Source organism: Pedobacter cryoconitis, from assembly GCF_014207135.1.
In the GTDB taxonomy this organism is placed as follows: Bacteria; Bacteroidota; Bacteroidia; order Sphingobacteriales; family Sphingobacteriaceae; genus Pedobacter; species Pedobacter cryoconitis_D.
On record NZ_JACHCC010000008.1, the window covers coordinates 320163 to 344417 of the forward strand.

Genomic DNA, 24255 nt, shown 5'->3' on the forward strand with positions numbered 1-24255 from the left:
TTTTCTGCTCTAATACTAGAATATGCTATGCCTCTAACTAAGTATTAAGATAAAGAGCATACTTATTGATTGCCTGTGAAAGATAACTTAAAAGGGCTATAAGTCTATTATTTATTTGAAATTATTTTGAGTTAAACTTCAAAAGCATTAAAAAAAACAAGTAGAATAAGTCTATCATTTCTCCTTAAATATGATTATATTTGAGTATAGCAATTGCAGTTAAAAACGTACAAAATAAATTGTGAGCGATTCGGTGAGTCGAATTTAAAAACCGTTCTAAACACTATTTAAACGCCGATATTTGAACTAGGTTCGAATCCCCCCAGCGGGATCACAGAGAAATAGTATCAAAACTACGTAAAAGCTTGCAAATCAAATGATCGCAAGCTTTTTTGTTTACCGGAAAACCCCAAACCATCTAATTAATCACAATAAAAAGGTGAGCAATTAGGTGAGTAAAATTTGGGTGGGTAGTGGTAAATCACGATTATGTAGAGGATTTATTAGATACACAGATATTAGTCAATGAAATTGGCAAATCTTTATTATTTTTTTATGAAAAAACTGAAAAAAAAGGCAGTAATGAACTTTTTAAGATTGAAGCTTATTTAAGGAAAAAGTTGATTCTAACGAATTTTCCGAATATATAACGGAAGTTCTTCCTAAAGATTTTAGTCCAAGATTATTTCTACATAAAAAAAAAGTTATTTTAATCGCAAAGAATTCCAATGATAAAATTAGGCTATTGGAAAAAATCTCTAAAGTAGGCTCGAATCAAAATCACCAGCTTATCATTGGAGATTCAAATGCCATGAGTAATATGATTATACATTATTACTGGTCTTTAAAGCGGTATAACGTTTTATGTGCAAAAATAGGATTTGAGTTTCTTTGTGAGTTAAAGGGGCAAGATTTCGGACAGCATAAAAGATTTGATACATTCAAAAAAGACATATTAACTGGAAAAAATTTTGATAAAATTATTACTCCTTATGTGGATGGCAAAGGTTATCAAGTCAAGCGATTGACTGCTCCAGGTTGGATAAGCTATGTAAATTACGGAAAAGATATATCCGGATTTCCTGTATTATCAAGCCAAAGACCTAATTGCCACAAAATATTTATTTACTCAGTAAATGGATATTTATTATTTAACGTATGCCTTTTTGAAGAGAGCCTTGTCAGCTAATTATAGCTAAAAATTGTGACTTACAAGAGATTTTCTATATTGAGTATGATTTTGAAGAGAATGAACTTAGATTCTATCAATTGATAAAAAATCGAGTGAAATTTTCTAAACCTGAGGAATATAAGAACGTGATCTCAGAGATAAATCAAGACCAAGATTTGCGAATGATAACATTTTATGATCTTAATTTCCCATCGTTATTCAAAAATTAATGATAAATAAACATATCTAAATGGGTGCCCTGACTCAACGAGTTTGATTATCAGATAGTTTAAATAGATGTAAGCATATTTATTTAATAATAATCTTTTAACTTTACGTAAACCTCTTAAAACCAAATATCTAAAAATGGCTCAAAAAATCTATTTGTCTACATATAAATTGAGTGTCTTCGAAGAAAGAACTGAAGTATTGCTGAGTAAATTTAATGCAAATGAAGATTTTTTTGATTTCTTCAATTTATTCATGGAAGATATTTACACAAATGTAAAAAAAACACATTCATATCAAGATCAGACTGTACTTCATCTCACTCTTGACGAACCTGTAACTGCCGACAAAGATAAAAGGATATTTTATGGATATCTTTCGAGCGGTGTGGGTGGGGATAAATATAAAGTGAGAACAGAAGGTGAAAGAGCCACTACCTTTGAATCTAATCCGGAGAAACATATTACTTTTAGGAACCTATTCTTCTATCTTCAGTTACCAAGGGATAAGAATTACGGTTATCTTATTATCCAAAAAAAGCGTGATTTAGGAGCAAAGGGACTGATTCAAAAAGCTTTAAATCAATTTTTAAAAGATAAGGCCTATCTTAAATTCTCAGCTACAATAAATAATCTTTTGAATGGTAGAGTATTTGACCGAATGATGAGTGAAGGAAGTTTGAAAAATATTGATTTTATCAAAAAAACTATACCAAGTACTATCGATGAATTGTATTCTAAGGGATTAAAAAAAGAAAGAGGCACTTTAACGACTTCAGTAAGTGCCCCTTCTTTAGGGAAATATTGGAAAGACCTTGTCAAGGAACTGTATCGTAGAGATTATAAAAAAGAAAGTCTTATTGAATTAGAAGGAATAGACAGCTTGGATGAAGTTGAGTTTGAACTGGAATTAAATGGAAAGAAGAAAACCTTTCATGTTTTTGCTAAAAGTCGTACTCAACCTGACGTAGAAATTTCTAACGATTTGGAACTTGTTGACGGGGAACCAACGATAGCATCGTTAGTGAATGTGTCAGAAAGTTTAATAACAGATATGCTAACCTTAAAGCCAAATGTTTCATCGAATTAATTTTTACAATATCATTAATGATCATCTTATCACATTAAGAAGAATCGATACTCCGGCAAAAAAAATCTCTACCGGAGATTTTCTATTATTTTTTCTGTTCCCATTACTGATCAGCATCACCCTCTCATATTTTAAAATCAAAGTCGATAATCATATTGCGGAATTAATAACAGCCGTCTCAATCATAGGAGGATTTTTATTTAATCTGCTTGCAATTATTTATGGACTGATGGATAAATTAATAAAAGATACCCAAAACCAATTGCCGAAATCAGAATCAGGTACATTAAAAAAGATTTTCATCAAGGAAGTTCATATTAATATCTCTTTTAATATTTTGATATCGTTGTTTCTTCTAATATGTTTATTGGCCTATTCATACCTTCCTAAAAATTACTGCGCTCAATGGATGATGATTTTTAATTACGTATTAACTGCTTTAATCTATTTTTTACTAATTATTTTTTTTCTAACTATGTTAATGATTCTTAATCGGATTTATATCCTTCTCAAAAAAACAGATATTCCAACTTAATCTAATATGAAAGCTAAAAATCCATTATGGCAAAAAATGATTGATACATGGTGCACTACAGAAGGCATGTATGGATTAACCTTTCCCTATATTATTGGAGCAGAACGTAGATTTGCAAATAGAATTAATTTTGATATCAAGCAATTACTCGATGAGGCAAGCAATGCTGATCAAATATACATTATTAGTTACTGTGTAGATTTAGAAGAGTATATACTTGGTCTACACAAACCAGAATATTCTCCTGTTAAGATGCTTAAAAACTTCGGTTCCTTAGTCATAAATAACGAAAAATTGGAAAAATCACAAGAGATCCAAAGCCTTCTAAGTTTCCTGAACGACATGTATGAGAATAATATAAATAAAAAGTTAGTTTCTAAAAATTACAATACCAAAGAATGGTCTGATTTCGATATTAATGACATTAAAGAAATAGAAAAAGCAAATATTTAATGCCATGTATTTAATGACTCACAAAATCATATTATGTAAATGGATATTCAATCATACCTAGATCATACAGATCAGTTATTTGAAGTTTATAAAAAACTCAAGTTAGTCTCGATTGACGATTATTACGAAGAAACAAGTTCTCGATGGAACGACAAAAATTTCATATCATATTTTACAGATGTTACTAGATCAAAGAATACATTAAATTCATTTGATACCTCAGATTTTAAGATGTATGATGATTTTGTAATGCTATCAGGCGATATAAAATTCTGTGCTGGAATGCTACATTATTTATTTCCATATACAACTAAAGAACCGAAGGATTTTACTTCATCCATAATAGACCGTAGATATATAATGCATGTAAGCTTTGGATATCAAAGCATATATCAGTTTTGGGATAGAATAGGTGATTTTCTGTGGATTTACTTCTTCACTGGTATCGAAGCTAAAAAAGTCTACACGGGAGGTGTTTTAAAGAATTTACCAGAAATCTATAAAAATTGTGAGCCATATCTTCAATTAAAGAAGAGTTATGAATCTTTTAATTATACCTTTAGAATGAGGCATGATATTGTACATAATTGTAGCATGGGAACGGAACTCTTCTGGGAAAGAAATAAATACTACACTAATGAAAAGAAATTAAATAAATTACTTTCTAAAGTCCAGGGGTACAGGGATAAGATTACAAAGAGTCTACCTCAATGTATCGAAGCTCTTTTTTGTGCATTAGAACTTATTCAACAGCTACCTAATAAGACAATTGAAATCAATACGTAACAACAAAACGGTTGATGTATTTTATTCAATATTACCAATGTGATTAGGATTTAATACTTTTTTCTCATATTTTTAATTGTAGCAATTGCAGCTAAAACGTATCAAAATAAATGGTGAGCGATTCGGTGAGTCGAATTTAAAAACCTCCATAAATACTATTTAAACGCTGATATTTGAACTAGGTTCGAATCCCAGCGGGATCACAAGATTTTAGATCAAAACGTATAAACCCCTACAAACTATCGTTTGTAGGGGTTTTGCTTTTCAAAGGATGTCAAAATCCTCTATCCTGCAGCCGTAGATGCCATTGTGACCTCTGTAGTCGTGATGGCTATCGATCAAAAATTTGCCGGCTACGTGACCATTGCAAATGAAATAAAAGCAGATGCTAAACAAGCCATTACCGACCTGCATGCTCTGAACATTAAAACCATGATGTTGAGTGGCGATAAACAAAGTGTAGTCAACAAAGATGGCAGCATTACCTACCATCCTGATGAACAAGGAAATACCATTCCTGATTTTAGTCACCGGAATTAGTATCCTGTAGCTTTCAAAATAAAGTCAACAATAGATTGCGGATTGGGAAGACTATGTGGATGATGTTTGCCTTCTGGCTTATGGATCAACTGAATATTTCCACCCGCAGCCTTTATTTTCTCTACAAAAGGAAGGCTGTTTTCTGCCATCGGAACCACTTCATCAAGATCTCCACAAACGTGCAACATCGGATACTTACCCTTCACTATGGCCGCAATCTGATCTATCGGGCTGCCTTTAAAGCCCACAGCTTCTGACTCCTCCTGAAAACCATAATCTTTTAAAAATAATGCCCAGTTCTCTTTGCTTCCAGGCCCCTTACCTTTTCCACCGGGCCAGCTTTTAAGGTCTAATACCGGATTATCGGCGTACACACAGGCCACCTTTTCAGGATTAGCTGCCGCCCAATTGTACACATACACCCCACCTCTGCTCATTCCTTCCATAACCGCCTTTTGCGCGAAACCCATCTTCCTTAAATAAGCGTAAAAATCATTCCAGATTGCAATGGATTCCTGATTTCCAAACAACTCCGCAACATCGCAATAAACGACATGAAAACCGCGTTCCAGCAAAGCAATATCCGTTTGTGGCTCATGGCCATAAAATCTTGCCCTCCAAATCCAGGGCATTCCCTTTGCCACCAGCTTTGGCCTTACAATTTTAGCCTTACGACCCTTAAAAAGAAAACTCAGTTCCTCATAGCCAAAAAATGAATTCTTTTTGACCTCCATTTTGAGCTGCCCCGAAAAGTCTTTTCCCGCTTTTGTTGGCTGAAGGATAAAGGCTTTTAAACGCTCCGCAATAAAGCAGTCTCCAAGGGCATTGGGATGAATCTTATCCGCCAGTAAAGCCTCCTTATCCGAAAACAAGGAATAAAGATCAATCAGCTCCAAATCTTCTTCATAAGCAATTTTTTGTACCGAAGGCATCAGGCTATCCCTGAGATAAGTCCCGGAAATCCCAAATTGCGTATCAGAAAATGCTTTAACAGGAAGCAGTAAAACCACCCTTGGCCTTGACGTTAATCCCCGAAAAATATGGATCATCTCTTTATAGTCCTTTACAAAATTGACCATTTGCGCCCTATTGATCTGCTTGCTGTCATTCGTCCCCAGCTTGATAAAAACCAGATTCGGACTGGAGTTCAACACTTGTTGGTACTCCGGCGTTTTCCAATAAGGCTTATTCCCATTTTTAAGCATGGTCGCACCGCTTACACCAAAATTCAAGACCTCATAAGCGGGACCAAGTAAGGCCTGCAATTGCGCAGGATAAGATTCCTTTGCAGGGTCTTTCAAACCAGAACCAAAAGTAATGCTGTTTCCTACACATACAACACGGGTTTTCGACTGTGCATCCCCCTCATTCCCAAGCCCTAGAAACAAACATATAAAGAGCAGCTTAAAGAAAATATTCATGTAAATCAGTTTTATTTGGTCTGTGCGATGTTGGTTCCTTTCTGCCTCAACTCCAGCTGTGCCTCAAATAAAGATAATGGCAACACGCGTTTTCCCTGCGACTCATTGACACCTGCCTTTTCAAAAGTCACCGCCCTATCCGAAGTAAAGCCAACTAAAATAGGCGCAGCAATCGTATAATTCCTTCTCCTGCTCATATCCCAGAAATTGTAATGCTGATCTTTCACCGATTCATGCTGAAAATTCCACAGCACCAATTCCTTACCGTGATGCGGATGCCCCCCTTCAGGGCCACCAAGATTATAGAAAACTCCACCTTTAATGTCATCGTAAAGCGTTGCATAAGGCTGTCCCGAATGAATGTCAAAGTTCTGATCCTGCCCTAAACTACATTTCGTGATGACCGTTCCCACCGCACTATAGCCTGTTCCTGCACCATGATGATGCGCCCCATTGAAAGAACAATTTCTGATCAACACCCCATATCCGGTACGTGCATGTATGGACGCATGCCCCTTTTTGCCTCTAAAATGCGTGTTTTCGATGGTGATGCGATACCCGGAACGGATAAAAACCCCCTCATTGAGATCATGAAACTCACAATTCCTGATCCAGCTATCCTTGAGGTATTCCATTCCAACCGCCTCATAGGCATAATCATGAATCTGATTCTTATGATGGATGAATTCCTCAGGGTAATTTTTCCAGTTGCTGGAGAACAAAATATCCTCCACACCACATTCAGAGATAGAATTATAATTTTCTATATCCCAGCTGCCACTCTTCACCATTTGAATATCCAAGTGAATCGGATTCTTAAAAGTCACCTGATTTCCTTCAATCTTTTCGATGGTATGAATCTCATAAATCTGCATTCCTCCAGGATTGCCAAACAACCTTGTCCATTGTGGTTTTAAGTCGAGGGGCGCAAAATACAACTTCGTAAATTCTTCCGTCCGGTGTCGGATCACCACATCCTGACCCACCTTTAACTTTTTCACATCCTGAACCATCAGGGCATAGGTTTCCCTTCCTGCACCGGCCACAATAGTGGTTAATTTTTTCTGTCCTCCGGCTGCCGGTTGAAACAAGAACTGGCGACCATGAATCCGCATATTCGCCTGATAAATTTCAGTTCCTCCCGCAGTACTACCAGCACCTTTCAATACGATACCGCTTTTACTAATCCTAATCTGTTTCGTCGAATCATTATCCGCGGCAATCAGGTACTTGCCCCGGGAGAACTGTACAATTCCACCTCCAGGGTTGGCTTCCGCTGCATCCACCGCTTTCTGAATAGCATCATCATCATAACCCTCATCATTGGGAATCGCCCCGTAATCATCCACCTTAAATACTTTCTTGCCCGACAAATCAGGCAGGTTCTTTTCAGACCAGTGGTATCCGGCATAAGAGAAATCCGGAAGGACAGGCGTTTTTCCCTGCTTTTTTGCCTGCACAAAGTCCGTCCACAAGGGCGCGACATTCTGTGCTTTACTGGCGATAGCCATACATAGTAAAGGAATAAGGATAGTTCTTTTCATAAGGATACAAGATATAACAATTAAAAAAGAGGAAAATAAGTGTTCATTTTAGACCAGGAAGGGCCAATCTTTTCCTGCTCCCAGAATGGTTTAAATGCCGCCTGCCCAGGTTTTAGGTACAAACCATTCCCCATTTTATTCAGCAGCTGACTTTCCAACGCAAAGCCTTTCATTTGCGCAGCATGGTAGGATTTACTGAAAATCTCATTCCCTTCAAAGTTTATAGACACCTTTTCATCATACCATTTCAAGGGAGACACATCGCTCACCATGATGTTCTTCGCAAAAACAGTATTTAATGCAGGAAGGTATCTCTGAGGATTATAACCCGCAGCAATCGCGAAAGGTTCTGTACAATTGACGATCAGGTTGTCTGTAATCACCGCATTTTTCACCTGCCAATGACTCGTTAAAATAGGATTAGGTAATCCAGCCATGACAGAAATAGCCGCGCTAACACTCTTTCCGGTTAAATCCTGAAAGTAATTGTCATGCACACGATGACCTTCTCCAATGATCCTTACCCCACCTGTTCCAGGCTTTCCGTTGCCCAGAAAGAAGTTCCCATAGACTTCGGAATGATTGCCATGTCTCAGCGTAAGCGTCGCCTTACACTCATAAAAAAGGTTGTTACGGATGGTATTCTTCCCTGATTTATTGGAAAGCGCTTCCAGTTCGCCATTACAATGTTCAAAAATATTCTGCTCCACAGTGGTAAAAGAATCATACATCGACCAGGTACTGGTACCGATCCTGATGGTCTCTCCCCCATTCCTGCCCAGCTCCGGGCGTGGGCCAAAATAATTATGGTCAATCTGATGGTAATTCGGTTTTTCCGAAAGCCACACAACCATCGTTACCCCCTGATGGCGCTTACCTTTGAAAAAGCAATGGTCTACACGGTGATGGCTTCCCCTTAAGGAAACCCATCGGTAATCCACCTTTTCATCCGCGTTGTTGTAATCCACAACAGCGGTATTCGTTAGCCTGCACCAGGAAGATTGTTCCGAGAAGCCGATAACATCACCGGCAGTCAAAAAGCCATTGGCAAAGGACAATCCGTCAACCACCAACCAGGAACCATCGATCTGCAGACTGGAACTTCCATTCAACACTACTTTTCCTGGATGTAGGGTAGTTAAAACAATGGGACGCGCTTTGGTCCCATTGCCTTTAAAAACAATTTGCTGATCCTTCCATTCGCCTTCCTCAAGAAGGATCCTGTCGCCGGGAGCTAAGGTTAAAGCGTCCAGTTCTTTTGCAGAACGGATGTGATAATCTTTTGCCTCGGCGCCGGAGGCTATGATAAAAAATAGCGCAACACTGAAAAATATAACTTTATAACTCATCAACATTAATCTAATGCACCGGTTTTCATTTCTTTCTTAGGGAGATCAGCACGCTGATGGTCGATCCTTCCTTCAAATTCCACACGAATCACAGCCGCCACCGCATCAGGTGCTATTTCAGGAACACGGATCAACAGATCTCCACCTTTTGTCTCAGTACTGATTTTGCCCTTGCCCTTCGCTAAAAGTGATGCCGATAACACCTTATTCTTTACCCCAGGGATCAACAACTGCCCATCTTTAGGCCAGTTGAACACTGAAAAATAAAGCACAGTGCCTTTTTCACCTTCTTTCTTCGTGCAACGGCCCCAATCCAATGGTGCCAATGGGCTGGATTTCGTTCCATAAATCGCTTCACTATTCACTTTCATCCACTTTCCAATATCACTTAACCGTTGAACACTTTCCTCAGGAAAAGTACCATCAGGCTTAGGACCTACATTCAACAGGTAATTTCCACCTTTTGAAGCAATGTCCGACAAATTGCGGATCAGTGTTTCACTGGATTTCCATTTATGGTCGGAAGTACGGAATCCCCAGGTACCATTCATTGTCATACAAGTTTCCCAATCCATGCCATCCAGTTCTGCCTGATTTGGAATCTTTTGCTCCGGAGTTTTAGTGTCTCCAGGGAAATTAGGTCTTTTCAAACGGTCGTTGGTAATGATATGTGGTTGTATTTTTAGCACATCCTGAAGTTTTAAAGCCGCTTCATCGGTCATATTTGTTGGGGTATCCCACCAAAGTACAGCGATGTCACCATAGTTCGTCAACAGTTCTTTTACCTGTGGAACAGCTACCTCATCAATATACTGATCAAAAGTTTTGGTCTGCTGTGCAGGATCCCAATGTCCTTTATTTGCAAGGGTATAAGCGTCAATCTTTGTAGAATCAGGATTTGCCCATCCCTCTCTCATTTCTTTTCTCGCTGCCGAACCTCCTGGATTGTTCCAATCCTGCGCCTGAGAATAATAGAAACCCAGCTTAATGCCGTATTTCTTACAAGCCTCGGCCAGTGGCTTCAATAGGTCTTTACCATAAGGTGTAGCATCAGTGATGTCCCATTTACTGGCTTTAGAATTGAACAAGGCGAAACCATCATGATGTTTAGCGGTGATAATCAGGTACTTCATACCTGCATCTTTCGCCATTCTCACCCAGGCATCCGGATCATACTTCACCGGATTAAAGCTTTTTGCCATTTCCTGATACTCCGAAACCGGAATCTTAGATCTGTTCATGATCCATTCTGCGCCACCACGGCGTTGCTCCTGTCCCTTATATACTCCGGCAAACTGCGCGTAAACTCCCCAGTGGATAAACATGCCAAATTTGGCTTCTCTCCACCAGGCCATCCGCTCATCTTTAGAGAGGGTACGCTGACCATGAGCCAGCTGGATAAAAAAAGAAAATGCTATAAGTAGCAATAAAGATATTTTACGCATAACGGTTTTGAATATTTGGTTTGGTCTCCTAATGTAGGGCATATTTGTCATCTCTTCAATTAGCTTCTGTTTCAGCAACATTATCCTGAAAACGCAACTTATTGCGCAGCATCAGCATAAGTTGTACCGATCCTGATCTTTTTCACGTAATGCGTAACCGCAGCGGTATCACCGCCATAAACACCCCATTTAGGATCACAGTCAGCTACATCCAGCGTTCTGCAAGTCAGCCTTTGTGTACCATTGGCGAGCGTTTGTTTCACGCCATTGTACCAGAATTCAATAAAGCCGACACTCGCATCACGCGAAACTTTCATGCGGATCACAAAGCTCATCCAGGTATTCACCGGTAAGTTGATCGACCATGGCACCGTGGCTACATGATTATCGTCAAAATGTTGAAGCTCCAGTTTGCCGCTTTTCGTCCTCAGCATTAAAGGGTGGTTTTGAAGAGCGCCATCCGTAGGATAAGATTTCCATTGAAAAATCGCTTCTGTTTTTAAATCTGAGGGAATCAGCAATTTACTCGTCCAGCCGATATAGATCTCATCTCCTTCTACGGCCTGGTAGTTCTGCGCCCCATGTCCCTCCGTTCTATGGCTGTTTAAAGGCTTTAGAAACTTCCAGGTCAACACGCCCGTTTCATCCGTCAACGTGCTTACCGCTCCCGTGCCTTCGATATTGATGTTTTTCCAGACTTTGGCCGAGCCATTGCTGGCATCTCCGTTAAACAGCACAGAACTAGTCTGAACATCTCCGGACGTACTTTCCAGGGTCTTTGCATGAAGGGGGTTCTCCTCCACCTTTTCTGCTCCTTTTTTACAGTTAGACAATAACACAGTCCCACTCATCAGCACCACAAGCATCATTTGATTCTTTTTCATAAAGTTTATTTATAGGGTTAAGTATTTGGTTAATTCTTGTTAGTGCCTACCGCGAAAAGAAGCTTATTTCAGCTGATTCACTCTGTGTAGGGCTTCCATATAGTAATAATCCGCATAAGAAAGTGGTACATCCACTTCAGAATTGGAAGGTTTAGAACCCGTGCTGCCGATCAGGATAAATCCACCATTTGTACCTACAGGAGCCGTGTATTTGTTGGCCATGCTATTCATCATCAGGTTTGCTTTTTCCAGGTATACTTTCTTTTGATCACTATACTCACTCAATTCATACAGAGCAGAAGCAATCACAGCTGCCGCAGAAACATCACGGGGTTCATTAGGAATATTTGGCGCATTGAAGTCCCAGTAAGGAACCAGATCCTTTGGCATATTTGGATGATTCAGGATAAAAGCAGCAATGTTTTCCGCCTGCCTTAAATAAACCGGATCTTTAGTGAAACGGTAACACATTGTATAACCATACAAAGCCCATCCCTGTCCTCTCGACCAGGCCGACTCATGGCTATATCCCTGATGTGTATTCTTTTTCAAAACTACTCCGGTTTGAGGATCGTAGTCAATCACATGGTAAGAACTGTAATCCGGGCGAAAATGGTTCTTCATAGTCGTATTGGCATGGCTCACCGCAATCCTATAATAGGTAGAATCCCCGCCTAATTTTGTCGCTTCGAACAGTAATTCCAGGTTCATCATATTGTCGATAATCACTGGGTTTACCCATTTATCCCGACTGTGATCCCAGGATAAAATCACCCCTGTTTTAGGGTTAAAGCGTGTCGCCAGCTTCTTTGCTGATTCCAAAATGACCTCTTTATAATGGGCATCTTTTAGTATCCGGTATCCTGTACCAATGCTACAATACACCTTGAATCCCATATCATGAGTCGTGCCATTCAGTTTTTCCTTTTCAATAGGTGCAGAGAACTTTTTAGCCTCCTTCATCCATTCCTGCTGATGGTTGTATTCATATAAAAACCAAAGCACTCCCGGAAAGAAACCACTCGTCCAATCCTTTGAAGCCACCAGCCTCAGTTTTCCATTTTCTGTAGTTCTGGGCGAAACCAATGCCGGATTTCCGGAATGGTGCTTCGCTTCATCAACCTGCTTCAACATGTATTCCGTTTGTTCGGCAGCAAGCTTAAATACCTTTTTAACATTCGGCTTTTGGGCAGAAGTGCTGGTATGCAGCAGTGAAAGAGCTAATACAGTAAAAAAGTATCTTTTCATAATTCTAATATTTTATAGACAATAATTTTTTTGCCACCTGACTAAAACTATAACCAGTGGTCAGGGCCAACGAGAGCAATATAAAAGCCGGCTAATTGAGCCAGATCAATGGATTGCGAACCGGCAAGTTCCTAATCACCTCTTCTACTGTTGGCTCATGATCCAGTTTCTGCCAGGTTTGCAACCATTCTTTCTGCTGAAAAGCATCAGCAGCAAAAATTAAGAAAGGTTGTGCGACCGGCCAATTCTCCCAATGCATCACATCAGGCTTTAAAGGCCATTTACTTTTATCTTTTACAAAGGGGTAGAAATACGTCACTCCTTTTTTAATGGATTTTCCATCGGTAGTTTCGTAAGTCCAAAGGTTATCAGAAGGAGTAGAAAGAATCTGACAAAGGGTAGTCATTGCATCCAGGTTAAATACAGAATAACCATAAGGTTTGGTACGTGACAACTCCCTTGGGAAACTACCATCAGCGGCCATCTGGTTCGGTAAGAGTACTTTTTTATAGCGATCCTTAGCGAAATCCAGCAGTTGCTGATTTCTGGTAAGTTTGGCAAATGAAGCCAGCTGCATGGTGAAGCAGGTACCATGGTTGTTTTCCGCTTTCATCTCATCTTTACCATAAGAATGTGTCATGAGCCAGTTCAGGTATTCCGAAAACCAATCCTTCACGCCATTAACCAATTCTTTATTCAGTACTTTCTGCATCACAAGGACACCCTGAGCAACTTCCATCAGCTGAATCGTGTCGATGATTCCAATACCACGGCCGGTGAATCTGCCCTTGATGGCTTGCGCAAATTGCAGGCTAGGATTCATCTTAGTTCCCTGACTGATAAACCAGGCTTTCAAATGAACAGAGGCTTGTTTTGCATATTGCTCTTCACCGGTCAGGCGATAAGCGGAGGCCAATGCACCAATAATTTTACTAAACCGGATCATCGCCAAACGATGTGCAACAAAGTTTTCAGGATTCGTCATCCCATCACGCTGAATATAAGGCCCATCCGGATTTTTAGGATCTGGCCACCAATAGTCCCCTTCAGAGAAAAAATCATGAAGACCACCGGCAGATCTCGATGAACTTTCTGCAGTAACCGTTACCGGCTTTTGTTGCATGGCCCATTTTGCTGCTACCAGCACTGTCTTTCTTAAAGTCAGTTCCGCTTGTTTTTTGATCTCATCTTTTACCGGATTTTCCTTAGCATGGCCAACAAAGCCAACCAATAGCAATATCCCTGTAAAAACCTTCAGAATTATTTTCTTCATCATTATAGATTTGTCATTGCTTTAAAACTGATCTTATTGAGGGTATTCGGTTTCCCTTTTTGGGCTGCTGATATGGAGGTTTTCAATTTCCCGTCTTTTGTACGCTCCACTTTAATATCACGGAAGCTAAAGGCGCCCTTTTCATAATTAAAAGTCTCGCCATCATCATCATAAAGCTGGTAAGTACCCGGTTTATGACCGTAATACCTGATCTCCAGGTCAATTTTATCTCCAGATTTAGGTGCGTGCATCAATGCAGGACCCATTGGGACAATCCCCCCATCTTTCACATATACCGGAATACGGTCTAATCCGGGAGTCACGGTGATGACCGTTCCATCTCCGGCAAACTCGCCAGTATAGAAGTCAAACCATTTTCCCTTTGGAAGAATCACCGTACGTGTCGGTTTCCCCGCAAACATTGGGGCAACCAGTAAATACTCACCCGCCATATATTGATCTTTCACTTCCTTGCCCAGCGCCTCCACATAAGGATTTTCTTCCAGATTAGTGGTTTTCAATTCTTTCTCTACGCCAGAAGCAAAACCGGCTTCCAGGTTCATCGCCCGAAACGGCGGAATGCCCTGAAAATGATATTTAGCGAACTCACTATACCAGTATGGCATCATCTGCATACGCAATAGCGCCATGTCTTTCACTTGTTTTTCTACTTCCGGATAAGACCAAGGTTTTGTTCCGGTAGACCAGGCATTGATCATCGCCATTGGTGAAAACACGACCGACTGCATTCTGCGCAACCACTCTTCAGCAGTTTTAGAAGCCCTGGCTTCTGGCGTCCACAGCACTCCAGTGAAACCACTGTTGATTAAGGCAGTGATAAAATCTTCATGGTTGTAATAATCGTTATAGATCACATAAGGGAAAGAAGTCCCGCCACCATTAGAGCCACGCACCAAACCGTAAGTACGCTGGTTCTTTTCATGGAACATATCCATACTGTATCGTTGCATCAACAGACCGTAAGTCTGCCTCAATTGCTCTGCACTGTGTCCCGAAGGGAAAGTAGTGACATCAGGCCATAAATAATGGTCATAACCATCCACTTCATCAAACTTATAGCCACTGATGCCAATATCAACCTGACTTTTTTTCAATTGACCAAAGAGGATCTTTTGGGCTTCCGGCATGGTCAGGTCTGGCACTGCGCCTAACCATACGGTATGGTCGCCGGTAAAAGGCTTAATCGCTTTAAAGATTGGTGACTCCGGAGAAACATAAGGATTGGTCCACAGGTTCAGGCGGATTCCTTTTTTAAGCATATCGGCCACGAATCCGGAAGGATCCGGATACCTGCTTTTATCCCATTCAAAAGAACAAGGATAAGCTTTGCTTTGCCATCCCGGTTCCAGACCAATATAATCCAGTGGGAATCCTTTATCTTCAAACGCTTTCGTTTCTTTCTCTACATCTGCAGCGGTATAAAGGGTTTTTACCCTTTGCGTAAAGCCCAGGCCCCAGCGGGGAGGCAAAGGGCCGCCACCATTGAATAAGTTGTAACGGCTTACCGCATTTAAGGAAGTTGGGCCTGCAAAAACGTAAAACTCTACCCCTTCTGCTGGAACAAGCACTTCTACCGCATCCGAGTAAGGACGGGAAGACCAGGTTTTATCGGTATTCCGGTCTTTAGCTACCGGTGCATTTTCACTATCTCTTCTTACTGCGGACCCTGCAAATATTTTCAGGTAACGGGCAGAATTGATGAATACCCCATAGCCTTCAGAAGACACATAAAAAGGAGTTGGCGCATGGGTACGGCCATTGTCTTTACCACCAAAATGATCGGCATGCAGTTCCAAAATCTTTCCGCGTTGGTGTACTGTTTGAAAGTTCAAACCAAAGCCATACAACTGCTCCTTCTGCTTCAGCGGAAAGCGAAGGTAAGTTTTACCATCCCTCAGCTGCGCAACTACTTCCCGTTGCGGCATCGGGAAAACTGCATCCCCCAATTTGTTCAGCCCTTCCAGATAAGGCTTCGCAGCCGAAGCCGTTAATAAATTATAATTTTCAGGTCTGCCAACGGTTCCCTTCCAAATTCCAGGAGCCACCGGCTCCCATTTAATTTCCTGCGCATTCAAATACATGTAGGTCAATAAGAATGCAGTGTAAATAACCAGTTTTTTAAACATCACGATTTAATTTTTAACGGCTACTAACCGATATGGACAAGGCTCCTAACAACAAATACAGGTTAACTTTCATTTTCAATTTTTTATTTCGACAAATACAGATTCCAATCCATCAGCTTTCACACTCGCAACACTCTTTCCTTTATTGATATTGATACTGATCTCAGCGCAACCATTTCCGAGCTGTACTTTTCGGGATCCACGGGCAGTGCCCATGTCATCGATCAAAGTGCCATCACCTGTCAAACCAAAGCTGACGTAGTTTGTGGCATCCAAACACAAGATATTATTCTTGTCCAGTACTTTCACACGAATCAAAGCGACCCCGTCTTTTTCAGACACTTTTTCTAAAACCATTCTAGCCGGTTTATCCCATTTCGCCGTCTGATAGCCCTGGGTAATCTCATCTGTATACACCTGACCGTCTTTCTTACCTACAGCTTTGATGGTATTCTGACCCTCATTAAAAGTCGACATCCACCTTAATCCGGCAGCAGGAAAGTCCTGACTGTTTCTCTTTTTCTTACCCAGACTTTTTCCATTCAGGAAGAGTTCAACCTCATCGAGATTGGCATATACCTTAATCATTTTTCGTTCTGTGGCCCCTCCCCATCTTGTCGGCCATGAATGCCCATAGATGTGAATCATCGGTGCTTTCGTCCAGTACGACTGGAACACATAATAAGCTTCCTTTTTGGTAAAATCACGTTCGATTACTCCCTTCTGATTCATATAAGGAACCGGATTGTCCGGACGGACAGGCGTAGAAAAATCTTTAAATGGCCAGTAAGCAGCACCTGTTAACCAGGGCATATTCTCCTGTTCTTTCAAATGCCAGTCGATCAGGTTAACCATATAACTTTCACTCCAATCACCGTCTTTAGAAACTCTGGCACTACCGCCAAATAAGGAAGCATCACCGGCACGCTCGTCTGCACCAATACCAGTTTTTACCAGGCTCAATGCATTGTCCGGATTTTCAGAATGACGACCGGCATGACTATCTCCACCCCATTCTACATGAAGGAAATGGTCTACCTTATCAAATTCCTGCTTCGATACTTCCGCATATTCCGTGTAAATTCCACGGTACCATCCTGCCCAGATCGAAGGAGAATAGACATCTACAATATCCTTACAAAAATCACATCTTCGGATTGCTGTTTTTCTGGAAGGATCCAGGCAGTGAGAAAGGTCGTTCAGCTCTTTCATAAATTCTCTGATCTTATGCTGATCAAATTCTGAAAAATCTCCAGGCCAATCATTTTCATTGCCTATTCCCCAGATGATAATTGAAGGGTGGTTGTAATGCTGTTCAACCATATTCGTCAGCATACGACGTGCCTGATTTTTATAAAGATCACCTCCTAAACCACCTCTGCACCACGGAATTTCTTCCCATACCAGAATCCCAAGGCTGTCACAAAGCTCCAGGACAATTCTGGATTGCTGATAATGACCAAGTCTGATAAAGTTAACTCCCATATTTTTCATCAGGATCATCTCCTCACGAATCTGATCCTCTGTCATTGCTGCAGCTACCCCCGCATGGTCTTCATGGCGGTGTGTTCCGCGTAGCAAAAGCCTTTTACCATCGAGCATAAAAGGACCTTTCTTCACAAATTCAAAGTTTCTGAATCCTATTTTCTCCTGATGAACAGCGGTATTTCCTTTAGAAATGATACTGGTTTCAACGGTATATAGGTTTGGATTTTCTACAGACCATAGCTTAGGGTTTTTCAAAGAAGTTTCCCAAAGCTCTTTTTGACCATGAAAAGCCTTCAATTCTTTCTGCCAGCTACTGACCACCTTTCCCTGAGGATCTTTCAGCTGTATTTTTACCAATACGGTATCTACGCCATCAGGGTTTAATAAACGGCTGCTGATTTTTAATTGTCCCAATACCCCTTTTACATCTACACTGGCGCTTGCAAAAACTTTCTCTGCCGACACCTGTGGCACATAACTCAGATTAAGGTAACGGTATAAACCGCCATACACATTAAAATCTGAAAGGTCCGAAGGGATCATTTCAAGATCCCGGGAGTTGTCGCAACGGATTTCTACCGGGATCTTTCCTTTAAACTGTTTTTCAAATAAAGGATTTTTACGGAAAGCTGCTACCGCATCGGTAATGTCAGCCGTCCATTCATCATAGCCGCCAACATGCTCGGCTACTTTAACATCATAGATATAAACTTTAGTTTTCTGACCGGCTCCTTCAAAATGCAGCAGCGTCCGTCCATCTTTATACGGATTACTAATCGTCAGCTGCGTACGGTACCACCCTGGTCCCTGATAATAGTTCAGGTCGGGATCTACGGCATCCTTAGCATTGAAACAATGCGGAAGAACAACCTTATCCCATACCGGTACACTTTCCGGGTTTCCGGCTTTCACCGGTCTGATAGCTTCATAAATACCACCAAGATCCCCCTTCAGGAATTCCCAGTTTTGGGTTAAACGCTGATGCCGCTGTGCGAATACATTATTAAAAAGGATCGTGCAAAAAATGGCTAGAATCAGTCTTCTCATAAATTTTATTGTTGTCGGTAAGGATAAATCGTGGCGCCATATACATGTACAATGGCATTTGTTGCCACATAACCGCCGGATCTGTTTTTAGTTTTGTTATTAATCTCAATCGGAGCAAGGTCATCATTGTTCAAAATTCTCAAACTCATTTTTCCCTCCTGATCGAATCCTTTGCCATCATTATAAGTACCAAGCATAGATTTTTTAGAAGCCAGGCTTAACGGAGGCAACAAGGTTTGGGCATCCACAGCCGTGAGGCGGATGTTATTGAAATTATAGCTTCCCAGTAACATCAGGTATAGGAAATAATTCTTCACGTCTTCTTTAGGGTAGTCCTCCCATTTAAGGGCAGGGCGAGTACTCAAAATCTCTTCAGTACCTGGCTTAAACGTAACAATAGGAAAATCGAACCACATGCCTGCAGTCACTTTTTTAGCTTTGGAATCCCAAACCCTTACCGCGTCATTGTGCAGAAAGATGAAGGTCATCCCCTGCTTTTCATAAGCAGCAAGGTCGATCTCTGCATATTCCAATCCTTTTCTCATCCATTTAAAAACCGTGTCGTTGAGGTTTATTGGACTTTCATAGGAACGATTCTCTAAAAACTGTCTTGCCGTTATGTTAATATTAGGATCCAGCGTTTTATGTTCATAATCGTATTTCTTTTGTATGTCCATATCGAACAATGTGCATCCCGATAATGGCAGGAGCAATACGAAGGCGTACCTTTTCAGTATTAATATGATCTTATTCATTCTCTATTCTTTTAATCTGTGTAACCAGGGTTTTGGATTAATTTCTTATTTGAGTTCAATACATTTCTATGTATAGGCCAGTAAACTTTCGTTTCAGGATTCAAAAATCCTGGTGCTTCAAGATTTCCTGCAGCAGCTTGTCTTCTTTTCAGAATAGGATCCATGACCTGTTTCACATGATTGGTACGAACCAGATCAAACCATCTTTTTCCTTCTCCAAAAAGTTCGAGTTGTCTTTCATTGAGAATGGTATTTTCCATCGCTATTTGGTTAGACACCAAAACATCATTAGGCAGGTATTCAGGCACTACAGCACGTTTACGTACATAATTCAGGTATTTAAGGGCATTCGTCAAATCACCGGTCGCATTCAGGGCCTCTGCGTACAGCAGATAAATGTCACCCAGACGGTACATAGTCAGAAATACCGGTAAAGTTTGGTTGGCAGCTGGCCATGGCTCAGCAGCTACGGCATTGGATGCAGTTGGATACCATTTAATGAAACGATCCCTATTCGGTTTTGGTTGTGCTAAAAACACATCCGCCGTTTGCCTTGGTCTAATGTCTGCAGACCTTGTTACCAGCGTTTGTGGCTGGAACCAGGTTGCCCAAATGCCTTCATCTATAACAATTTGTTTATTATTAGCAGTCCAGGAGGTTTGCATACAGGCACAACCATTTTTCAGGTAATCCCAATGGATGCTCCATATCGATTCCATGCTACTTGCCGGTGCGGTAAACAAAGTTTTCCAGGAAGCAGAAGGCTGTAAATTGGCCTCACTCGCTCCGGCATATACTGCGCCGGAAGGTGATTTTGCTGCAAATAGCAATTTGATCCATTTGATTGCATTTACATAATCTTTCTTCCACATGTATACATCAGCCATGGTCGCACAAATGGCTGCTTCCCCAAGATTATAGACAATGGGTCTATCGCCTTTTTTTACCAGCGCATAGGCTTTCTCCAAATCCGGAATGATCACTTCATTGATGACTTTATCTTTTGCTGCCCTTGGTTCTTCTGAAGGTTGGTCCAGAGTAACAAAAGGCTCCAGTCTGATGGGGGCATCTCCCCAAACCCTAACCAGGTAAAAATAACTCACTGCACGCATGGCATAAGCCTGAGAAAGATAGCTGTCTACCGTTTCCTGGGTCAGCAAATTATCCAGACTTGCCGCCCGGGGAATATATTTGATGTTGTTATTGGCCCTGCCAATTACCGCATATAAGCCGCTCCAATCCGAAAATTGATTGGTAGGCGTCAAACCATTCAACACTACCTCATCGATAAAATCTTTGGTATAGGTGATAAATCTATCGAAGCTATCAGAACGGTATTCTCCCCAATAAAGGTATTTTTCCGTGTACTGATCCTTACCTACCATTTCCTGCTGAAATCCGGAATACATTCCGGCCATTGCCGACTCGGCATCAAATCTGTTTTTATAAAATTCCGTTAATGGAACCTGGTTGAAAGGTCGTTCATCTAAAAACTTTTTGCAACCGCCCAGTAATAACGCTCCGCCTAATGCAGACATAGCGATTAATTTTTTCATCATCATCTTATTAGAAATTAATGTTCACACCAAAACCAATCTCTCTTCTTCTTGGATATTTACCCACGTCATCACCCGGCGTTAAAGGATTGTCTGAGCTAAATTCCGGATCATAACCGCGGTAATTGGTCCAGGTAAACAGATTGGTACCATACACATAAGTGGTTACTCCTCTCAGGTAAATGCGTTTTGTCCAGTTTTCATTTAGTCGGTACGACAAACGGGCGCTGGATAACCTAAAGAAAGAAGCGTCTTCTACATAAAGACTGTTTTGATTGGTTTTAAGGTTTCCACGGTTATTTTTCTCGATATAATAAGGGTATTTTGCAATGTCACCAGGCTTTCTCCAGGAGTTATAAACGATCTCAGGAGATCCAGCACCTGTATTGGAAGGGTTATTCTGACTTTGCAAAAGGGTATTGTACACTTCTCCACCAAAAGAGCCATTGAATAAAAACGAGAAGGCGAAGTTTTTATAGCGCACACTGTTCATCACGCCCAGATAATAATCCGGAGTAGCATTACCTAATATCTGACGATCTGCGTCATCAATTACCCCATCAGCTCTTACCTCTTCCCATTCTGTATCTCCACCTTTCAGTTTACCGTCTGGTGCTCGTTTGCTCAACACATTACCCGTGTACAACTGCCCATTCAAGGTATATACGGCTTTTCCATCCACAATTTTCGGTGCACCATTCTCCAATACTACCGTCAGCTTTTGCCATTTTTCATTATAAGCATTAGATTCATTCCACTGGTAAACGCCCAGGTTTTTCCATCCATAGAAATTACCAATTTTGCCACCTTCTTCGACATACCATTTATTGCCCGCAAATACAGGAATACCACCGGCCAGTTTCTTCACTTTTCCTCGTTCAAAGGTGATATTACCGGTTACATTCCATTCAAAATCCTTCAATACCAATGGTGTCGCATTCACAACAAACTCCAAACCTCTGGATTGTATGGTTCCTAAATTCACCTGCACCTTACTGTAACCAGTCTCTTTGGCCAGTTCTCTTGGGTAAAGCAGGTTAGAAGTTTCTTTTACATAGTAATCTGCGGTCAGCCCTAATCTTCCTTTAAAGAAGCTCAGGTCCAAACCAATGTTGTTCTGCGTAGTCGTTTCCCATTTAATAAAAGGGTTACCGAAAGTAGAGATTGGGCTTGCCCCACCAATACCATTATAGTTACCCGAAAAACCGTATTTGGTGTAAGACTCGAAATCACCAATTTTATCATTTCCTAACTGACCGAAACTGTACCGTAGTTTCGCATCTTCCAGATAGGGTTTCGCAAATGCCATAAATTTCTCATCAGAGAAACGCCATGCGGCAGATGCAGAGAAGAAGTCACCCCAACGATTTTCAGGCCCGAATCTGGAAGATCCATCCCTACGGTAGGTACCTTGTAAAATGTATCGCCCTTTATAATTGTAGCCAATACGACTAAATATAGAAAGCGTAGAATTTGCAGTACCATCGGTATAACTTTTTGCTGCAGTCAGGTAATCCGGAAGCGTCACAAAGATCTCCTCATTTGCACTGTTTAAATATTCCGTATGGAAACGGTCAAACTTCCTTCTATCGGCACTAAAACCTAACAAACCAGAAAAAGTATGGTCGGTCTTCACGATTTTGTTATAGTTTAGGTAAGCCTGATATTCCCAGCTAAAAGTTTTGGTCATCTCATTTCTTCCCGCATTCTGATCTTTTTTATCTGAAATGAACCGCGGCGAAAAATACGTGTTCTGGTAATTGTCCAGCTTAGCATTAAACAAAGTGGTGAACTTAAAATCCTTAGTAAAAGAATAATCGATCTGATTGTTAAACTGTGCGGAATAAGTTTCATCCTCATCACGCTCAAATAAAGCCTGCGCAATCGGATTCCTTTTTGAGGCGATATAACTTGTTAAACTGCCGTCAGGGTAGTAAAGCAACGAATATGCGGGTCGGTCAATCACTACCTTTATCGTATTGCCCACCGGAATTGCATTTCCTTTTGACCAGGTAAAAGACATGTTGTTCGAATATTTGAACTTCGGAGAAATCTGGTAGCCAATGTTAATCCTGGACTGCAAGCGTTTTGCCCAGCTGTTGATGATAATTGATTTATCATCCAGGTAGTTTAAGCTGGTATAATAATTCAATCCTTTTTGCGCACCGCTGATCCCAAGTTTAATTTCTTTCTTTTGTGCCAGGTTACCCAATAATAAATCCTGTAAGTCATTATCCGCATTGAAGCTCGGGTTCAGGGAATCGGTAGCATTAGTCCTACCTTGAATCTCTCTGAATATACGTACTTCAGCAGAGTTACTCACTGGAATACTATGAGCCAAACGTCCAAATACATGGTTATAAGTCAGGTCGACGGAAGGTTTTCCTTCCTGACCTCTTTTAGTGGTAATTAAAATTACCCCATTTGCTGCACGGGAACCATAAATGGAAGCCGATGCGGCATCTTTCAGCACCTCTACATTGGCTATATCGCCAGGATTGATGTTTGCACCATCAGGGCTGATCACCCCATCCACTATATATAAAGGACCGTTTCCACCATTTAACGTAGAAGTACCACGAATTTGAATGGAGCCCGTTGCACCTGGTGCCCCGCCACCGTCATTCACGATTAAAACCCCTGCTGCCTGACCTTGCAAAGCATCAAAAAGGTTAATTGGCTGACGCTCTTTAATGACTTTCTCATTGATAGAAGAACTGGCACCAGTGAGGTCTTTCTTTTTAGCTACCCCACCATATCCGGTCACTACGATCTCATCCAGGTCACTAAAATTCTCTTTCAGACTAATATTAATGATGGTCTTTTTCCCAACGATGGTTTCTTCCGAAACATAACCGATATAACTGAATACTAATACGCTTAACTCTCCCGTTACACTGATAGTATATGCCCCGTCACCATTCGTTGAGGTACCTTTTACGGTACCTTTTACGGTACCTTTTACTTTGATGCCCACACCCGGAAGTGGAACTCCTTTATCATCCTTCACCACGCCTTTTATTTTGATATCTTTCTGTGCAAATGCTGCGGGGGAAATTAACATCCCGAGCGCCAACAGAACGATTACACCTACCTGCCTGATTGTACATACATTCCATTTGCTGGACAAATAGAGGCTCATAGTATAAAATTGCTTCATACTTTAGTTTTAAAAATGAATAAATGTTTTGAATTGATCTTTAGCTGATTAAACCTGGATTCCGGTCATCTTCAGGTCAGGTAGTAGTAGCCATTAATCCCTTGTGGCCAGGTGTGGTGTTCATTTTCATGTTTTG

17 protein-coding genes are annotated in these 24255 nt (G+C 40.9%); 5 read left to right on the plus strand and 12 right to left on the minus strand.

The window, feature by feature from the left end; genetic code table 11:
• Positions 1–745: 745 nt before the first annotated feature.
• The 5 genes from HDF25_RS16610 to HDF25_RS16630 all read left to right on the plus strand — a co-directional run bounded on the left by HDF25_RS16610 (position 746) and on the right by HDF25_RS16630 (position 4802).
• Positions 746–1189 (plus strand): hypothetical protein, encoded by a 444-nt coding sequence (locus HDF25_RS16610; RefSeq protein WP_184626738.1) that lies wholly within the window; start codon positions 746–748, stop codon positions 1187–1189.
• 348 nt (positions 1190–1537) lie between these two features.
• Positions 1538–2488 carry a hypothetical protein gene (locus tag HDF25_RS16615; RefSeq protein WP_184626740.1) on the plus strand — a complete coding sequence of 317 codons (951 nt, stop codon included), beginning with the start codon at positions 1538–1540 and terminating at the stop codon, positions 2486–2488.
• Between the two features lie 541 nt (positions 2489–3029).
• The gene (locus HDF25_RS16620; protein WP_184626742.1) at positions 3030–3476 is read left to right on the plus strand and encodes a hypothetical protein; all 447 of its coding nucleotides are present in this window, start codon (positions 3030–3032) and stop codon (positions 3474–3476) included.
• A 39-nt stretch (positions 3477–3515) separates the two neighbouring features.
• Complete coding sequence (locus tag HDF25_RS16625; RefSeq protein ID WP_184626744.1) at positions 3516–4262, plus strand: Cthe_2314 family HEPN domain-containing protein; 747 nt, start codon at positions 3516–3518, stop codon at positions 4260–4262.
• Positions 4263–4589: 327 nt separating this feature from the next.
• Positions 4590–4802 carry a hypothetical protein gene (locus HDF25_RS16630; protein WP_184626746.1) on the plus strand — a complete coding sequence of 71 codons (213 nt, stop codon included), beginning with the start codon at positions 4590–4592 and terminating at the stop codon, positions 4800–4802.
• Here the strand turns inward: HDF25_RS16630 and HDF25_RS16635 are convergent.
• The 12 genes from HDF25_RS16635 to HDF25_RS16690 form a co-directional block, all read right to left on the minus strand.
• Entirely contained in the window at positions 4799–6223 is a 1425-nt protein-coding gene (locus HDF25_RS16635; RefSeq protein ID WP_184626748.1) for a GDSL-type esterase/lipase family protein, read from the minus strand. The genes HDF25_RS16630 and HDF25_RS16635 overlap by 4 nt on opposite strands.
• 11 nt (positions 6224–6234) lie before the next feature.
• Positions 6235–7767 (minus strand): DUF4955 domain-containing protein, encoded by a 1533-nt coding sequence (locus tag HDF25_RS16640; protein ID WP_184626750.1) that lies wholly within the window; start codon positions 7765–7767, stop codon positions 6235–6237.
• Positions 7768–7787: 20 nt separating this feature from the next.
• A complete protein-coding gene (locus tag HDF25_RS16645) occupies positions 7788–9116 on the minus strand; it encodes a polysaccharide lyase 6 family protein (protein WP_260409390.1) in 1329 nt (442 codons plus the stop codon).
• A gap of 5 nt (positions 9117–9121) precedes the next feature.
• The gene (locus HDF25_RS16650) at positions 9122–10561 is read right to left on the minus strand and encodes an alpha-L-fucosidase (protein WP_184626754.1); all 1440 of its coding nucleotides are present in this window, start codon (positions 10559–10561) and stop codon (positions 9122–9124) included.
• A 98-nt stretch (positions 10562–10659) separates the two neighbouring features.
• Positions 10660–11445: a heparin lyase I family protein gene (locus HDF25_RS16655; protein ID WP_184626756.1), complete on the minus strand. Its 786-nt coding sequence runs from the start codon at positions 11443–11445 to the stop codon at positions 10660–10662.
• A gap of 63 nt (positions 11446–11508) precedes the next feature.
• The gene (locus HDF25_RS16660; RefSeq protein ID WP_184626758.1) at positions 11509–12693 is read right to left on the minus strand and encodes a glycoside hydrolase family 88 protein; all 1185 of its coding nucleotides are present in this window, start codon (positions 12691–12693) and stop codon (positions 11509–11511) included.
• Between the two features lie 91 nt (positions 12694–12784).
• Positions 12785–13969, minus strand: coding sequence for an alginate lyase family protein (locus tag HDF25_RS16665; RefSeq protein ID WP_184626760.1), 1185 nt, complete (start codon positions 13967–13969; stop codon positions 12785–12787).
• The gene (locus HDF25_RS16670) at positions 13969–16113 is read right to left on the minus strand and encodes a TIM-barrel domain-containing protein (RefSeq protein WP_184626762.1); all 2145 of its coding nucleotides are present in this window, start codon (positions 16111–16113) and stop codon (positions 13969–13971) included. Before HDF25_RS16670 ends, HDF25_RS16665 begins: the two co-directional genes overlap by 1 nt.
• A 75-nt stretch (positions 16114–16188) precedes the next feature.
• A complete protein-coding gene (locus HDF25_RS16675) occupies positions 16189–18648 on the minus strand; it encodes a glycoside hydrolase family 2 protein (protein WP_184626764.1) in 2460 nt (819 codons plus the stop codon).
• A gap of 5 nt (positions 18649–18653) precedes the next feature.
• A complete protein-coding gene (locus HDF25_RS16680; protein ID WP_184626766.1) occupies positions 18654–19403 on the minus strand; it encodes a hypothetical protein in 750 nt (249 codons plus the stop codon).
• An 11-nt stretch (positions 19404–19414) separates the two neighbouring features.
• Positions 19415–20965, minus strand: coding sequence for a RagB/SusD family nutrient uptake outer membrane protein (locus HDF25_RS16685; protein WP_260409391.1), 1551 nt, complete (start codon positions 20963–20965; stop codon positions 19415–19417).
• A gap of 4 nt (positions 20966–20969) precedes the next feature.
• Positions 20970–24119 (minus strand): SusC/RagA family TonB-linked outer membrane protein, encoded by a 3150-nt coding sequence (locus tag HDF25_RS16690; RefSeq protein WP_184626768.1) that lies wholly within the window; start codon positions 24117–24119, stop codon positions 20970–20972.
• Between the last annotated feature and the right edge of the window lie 136 nt (positions 24120–24255).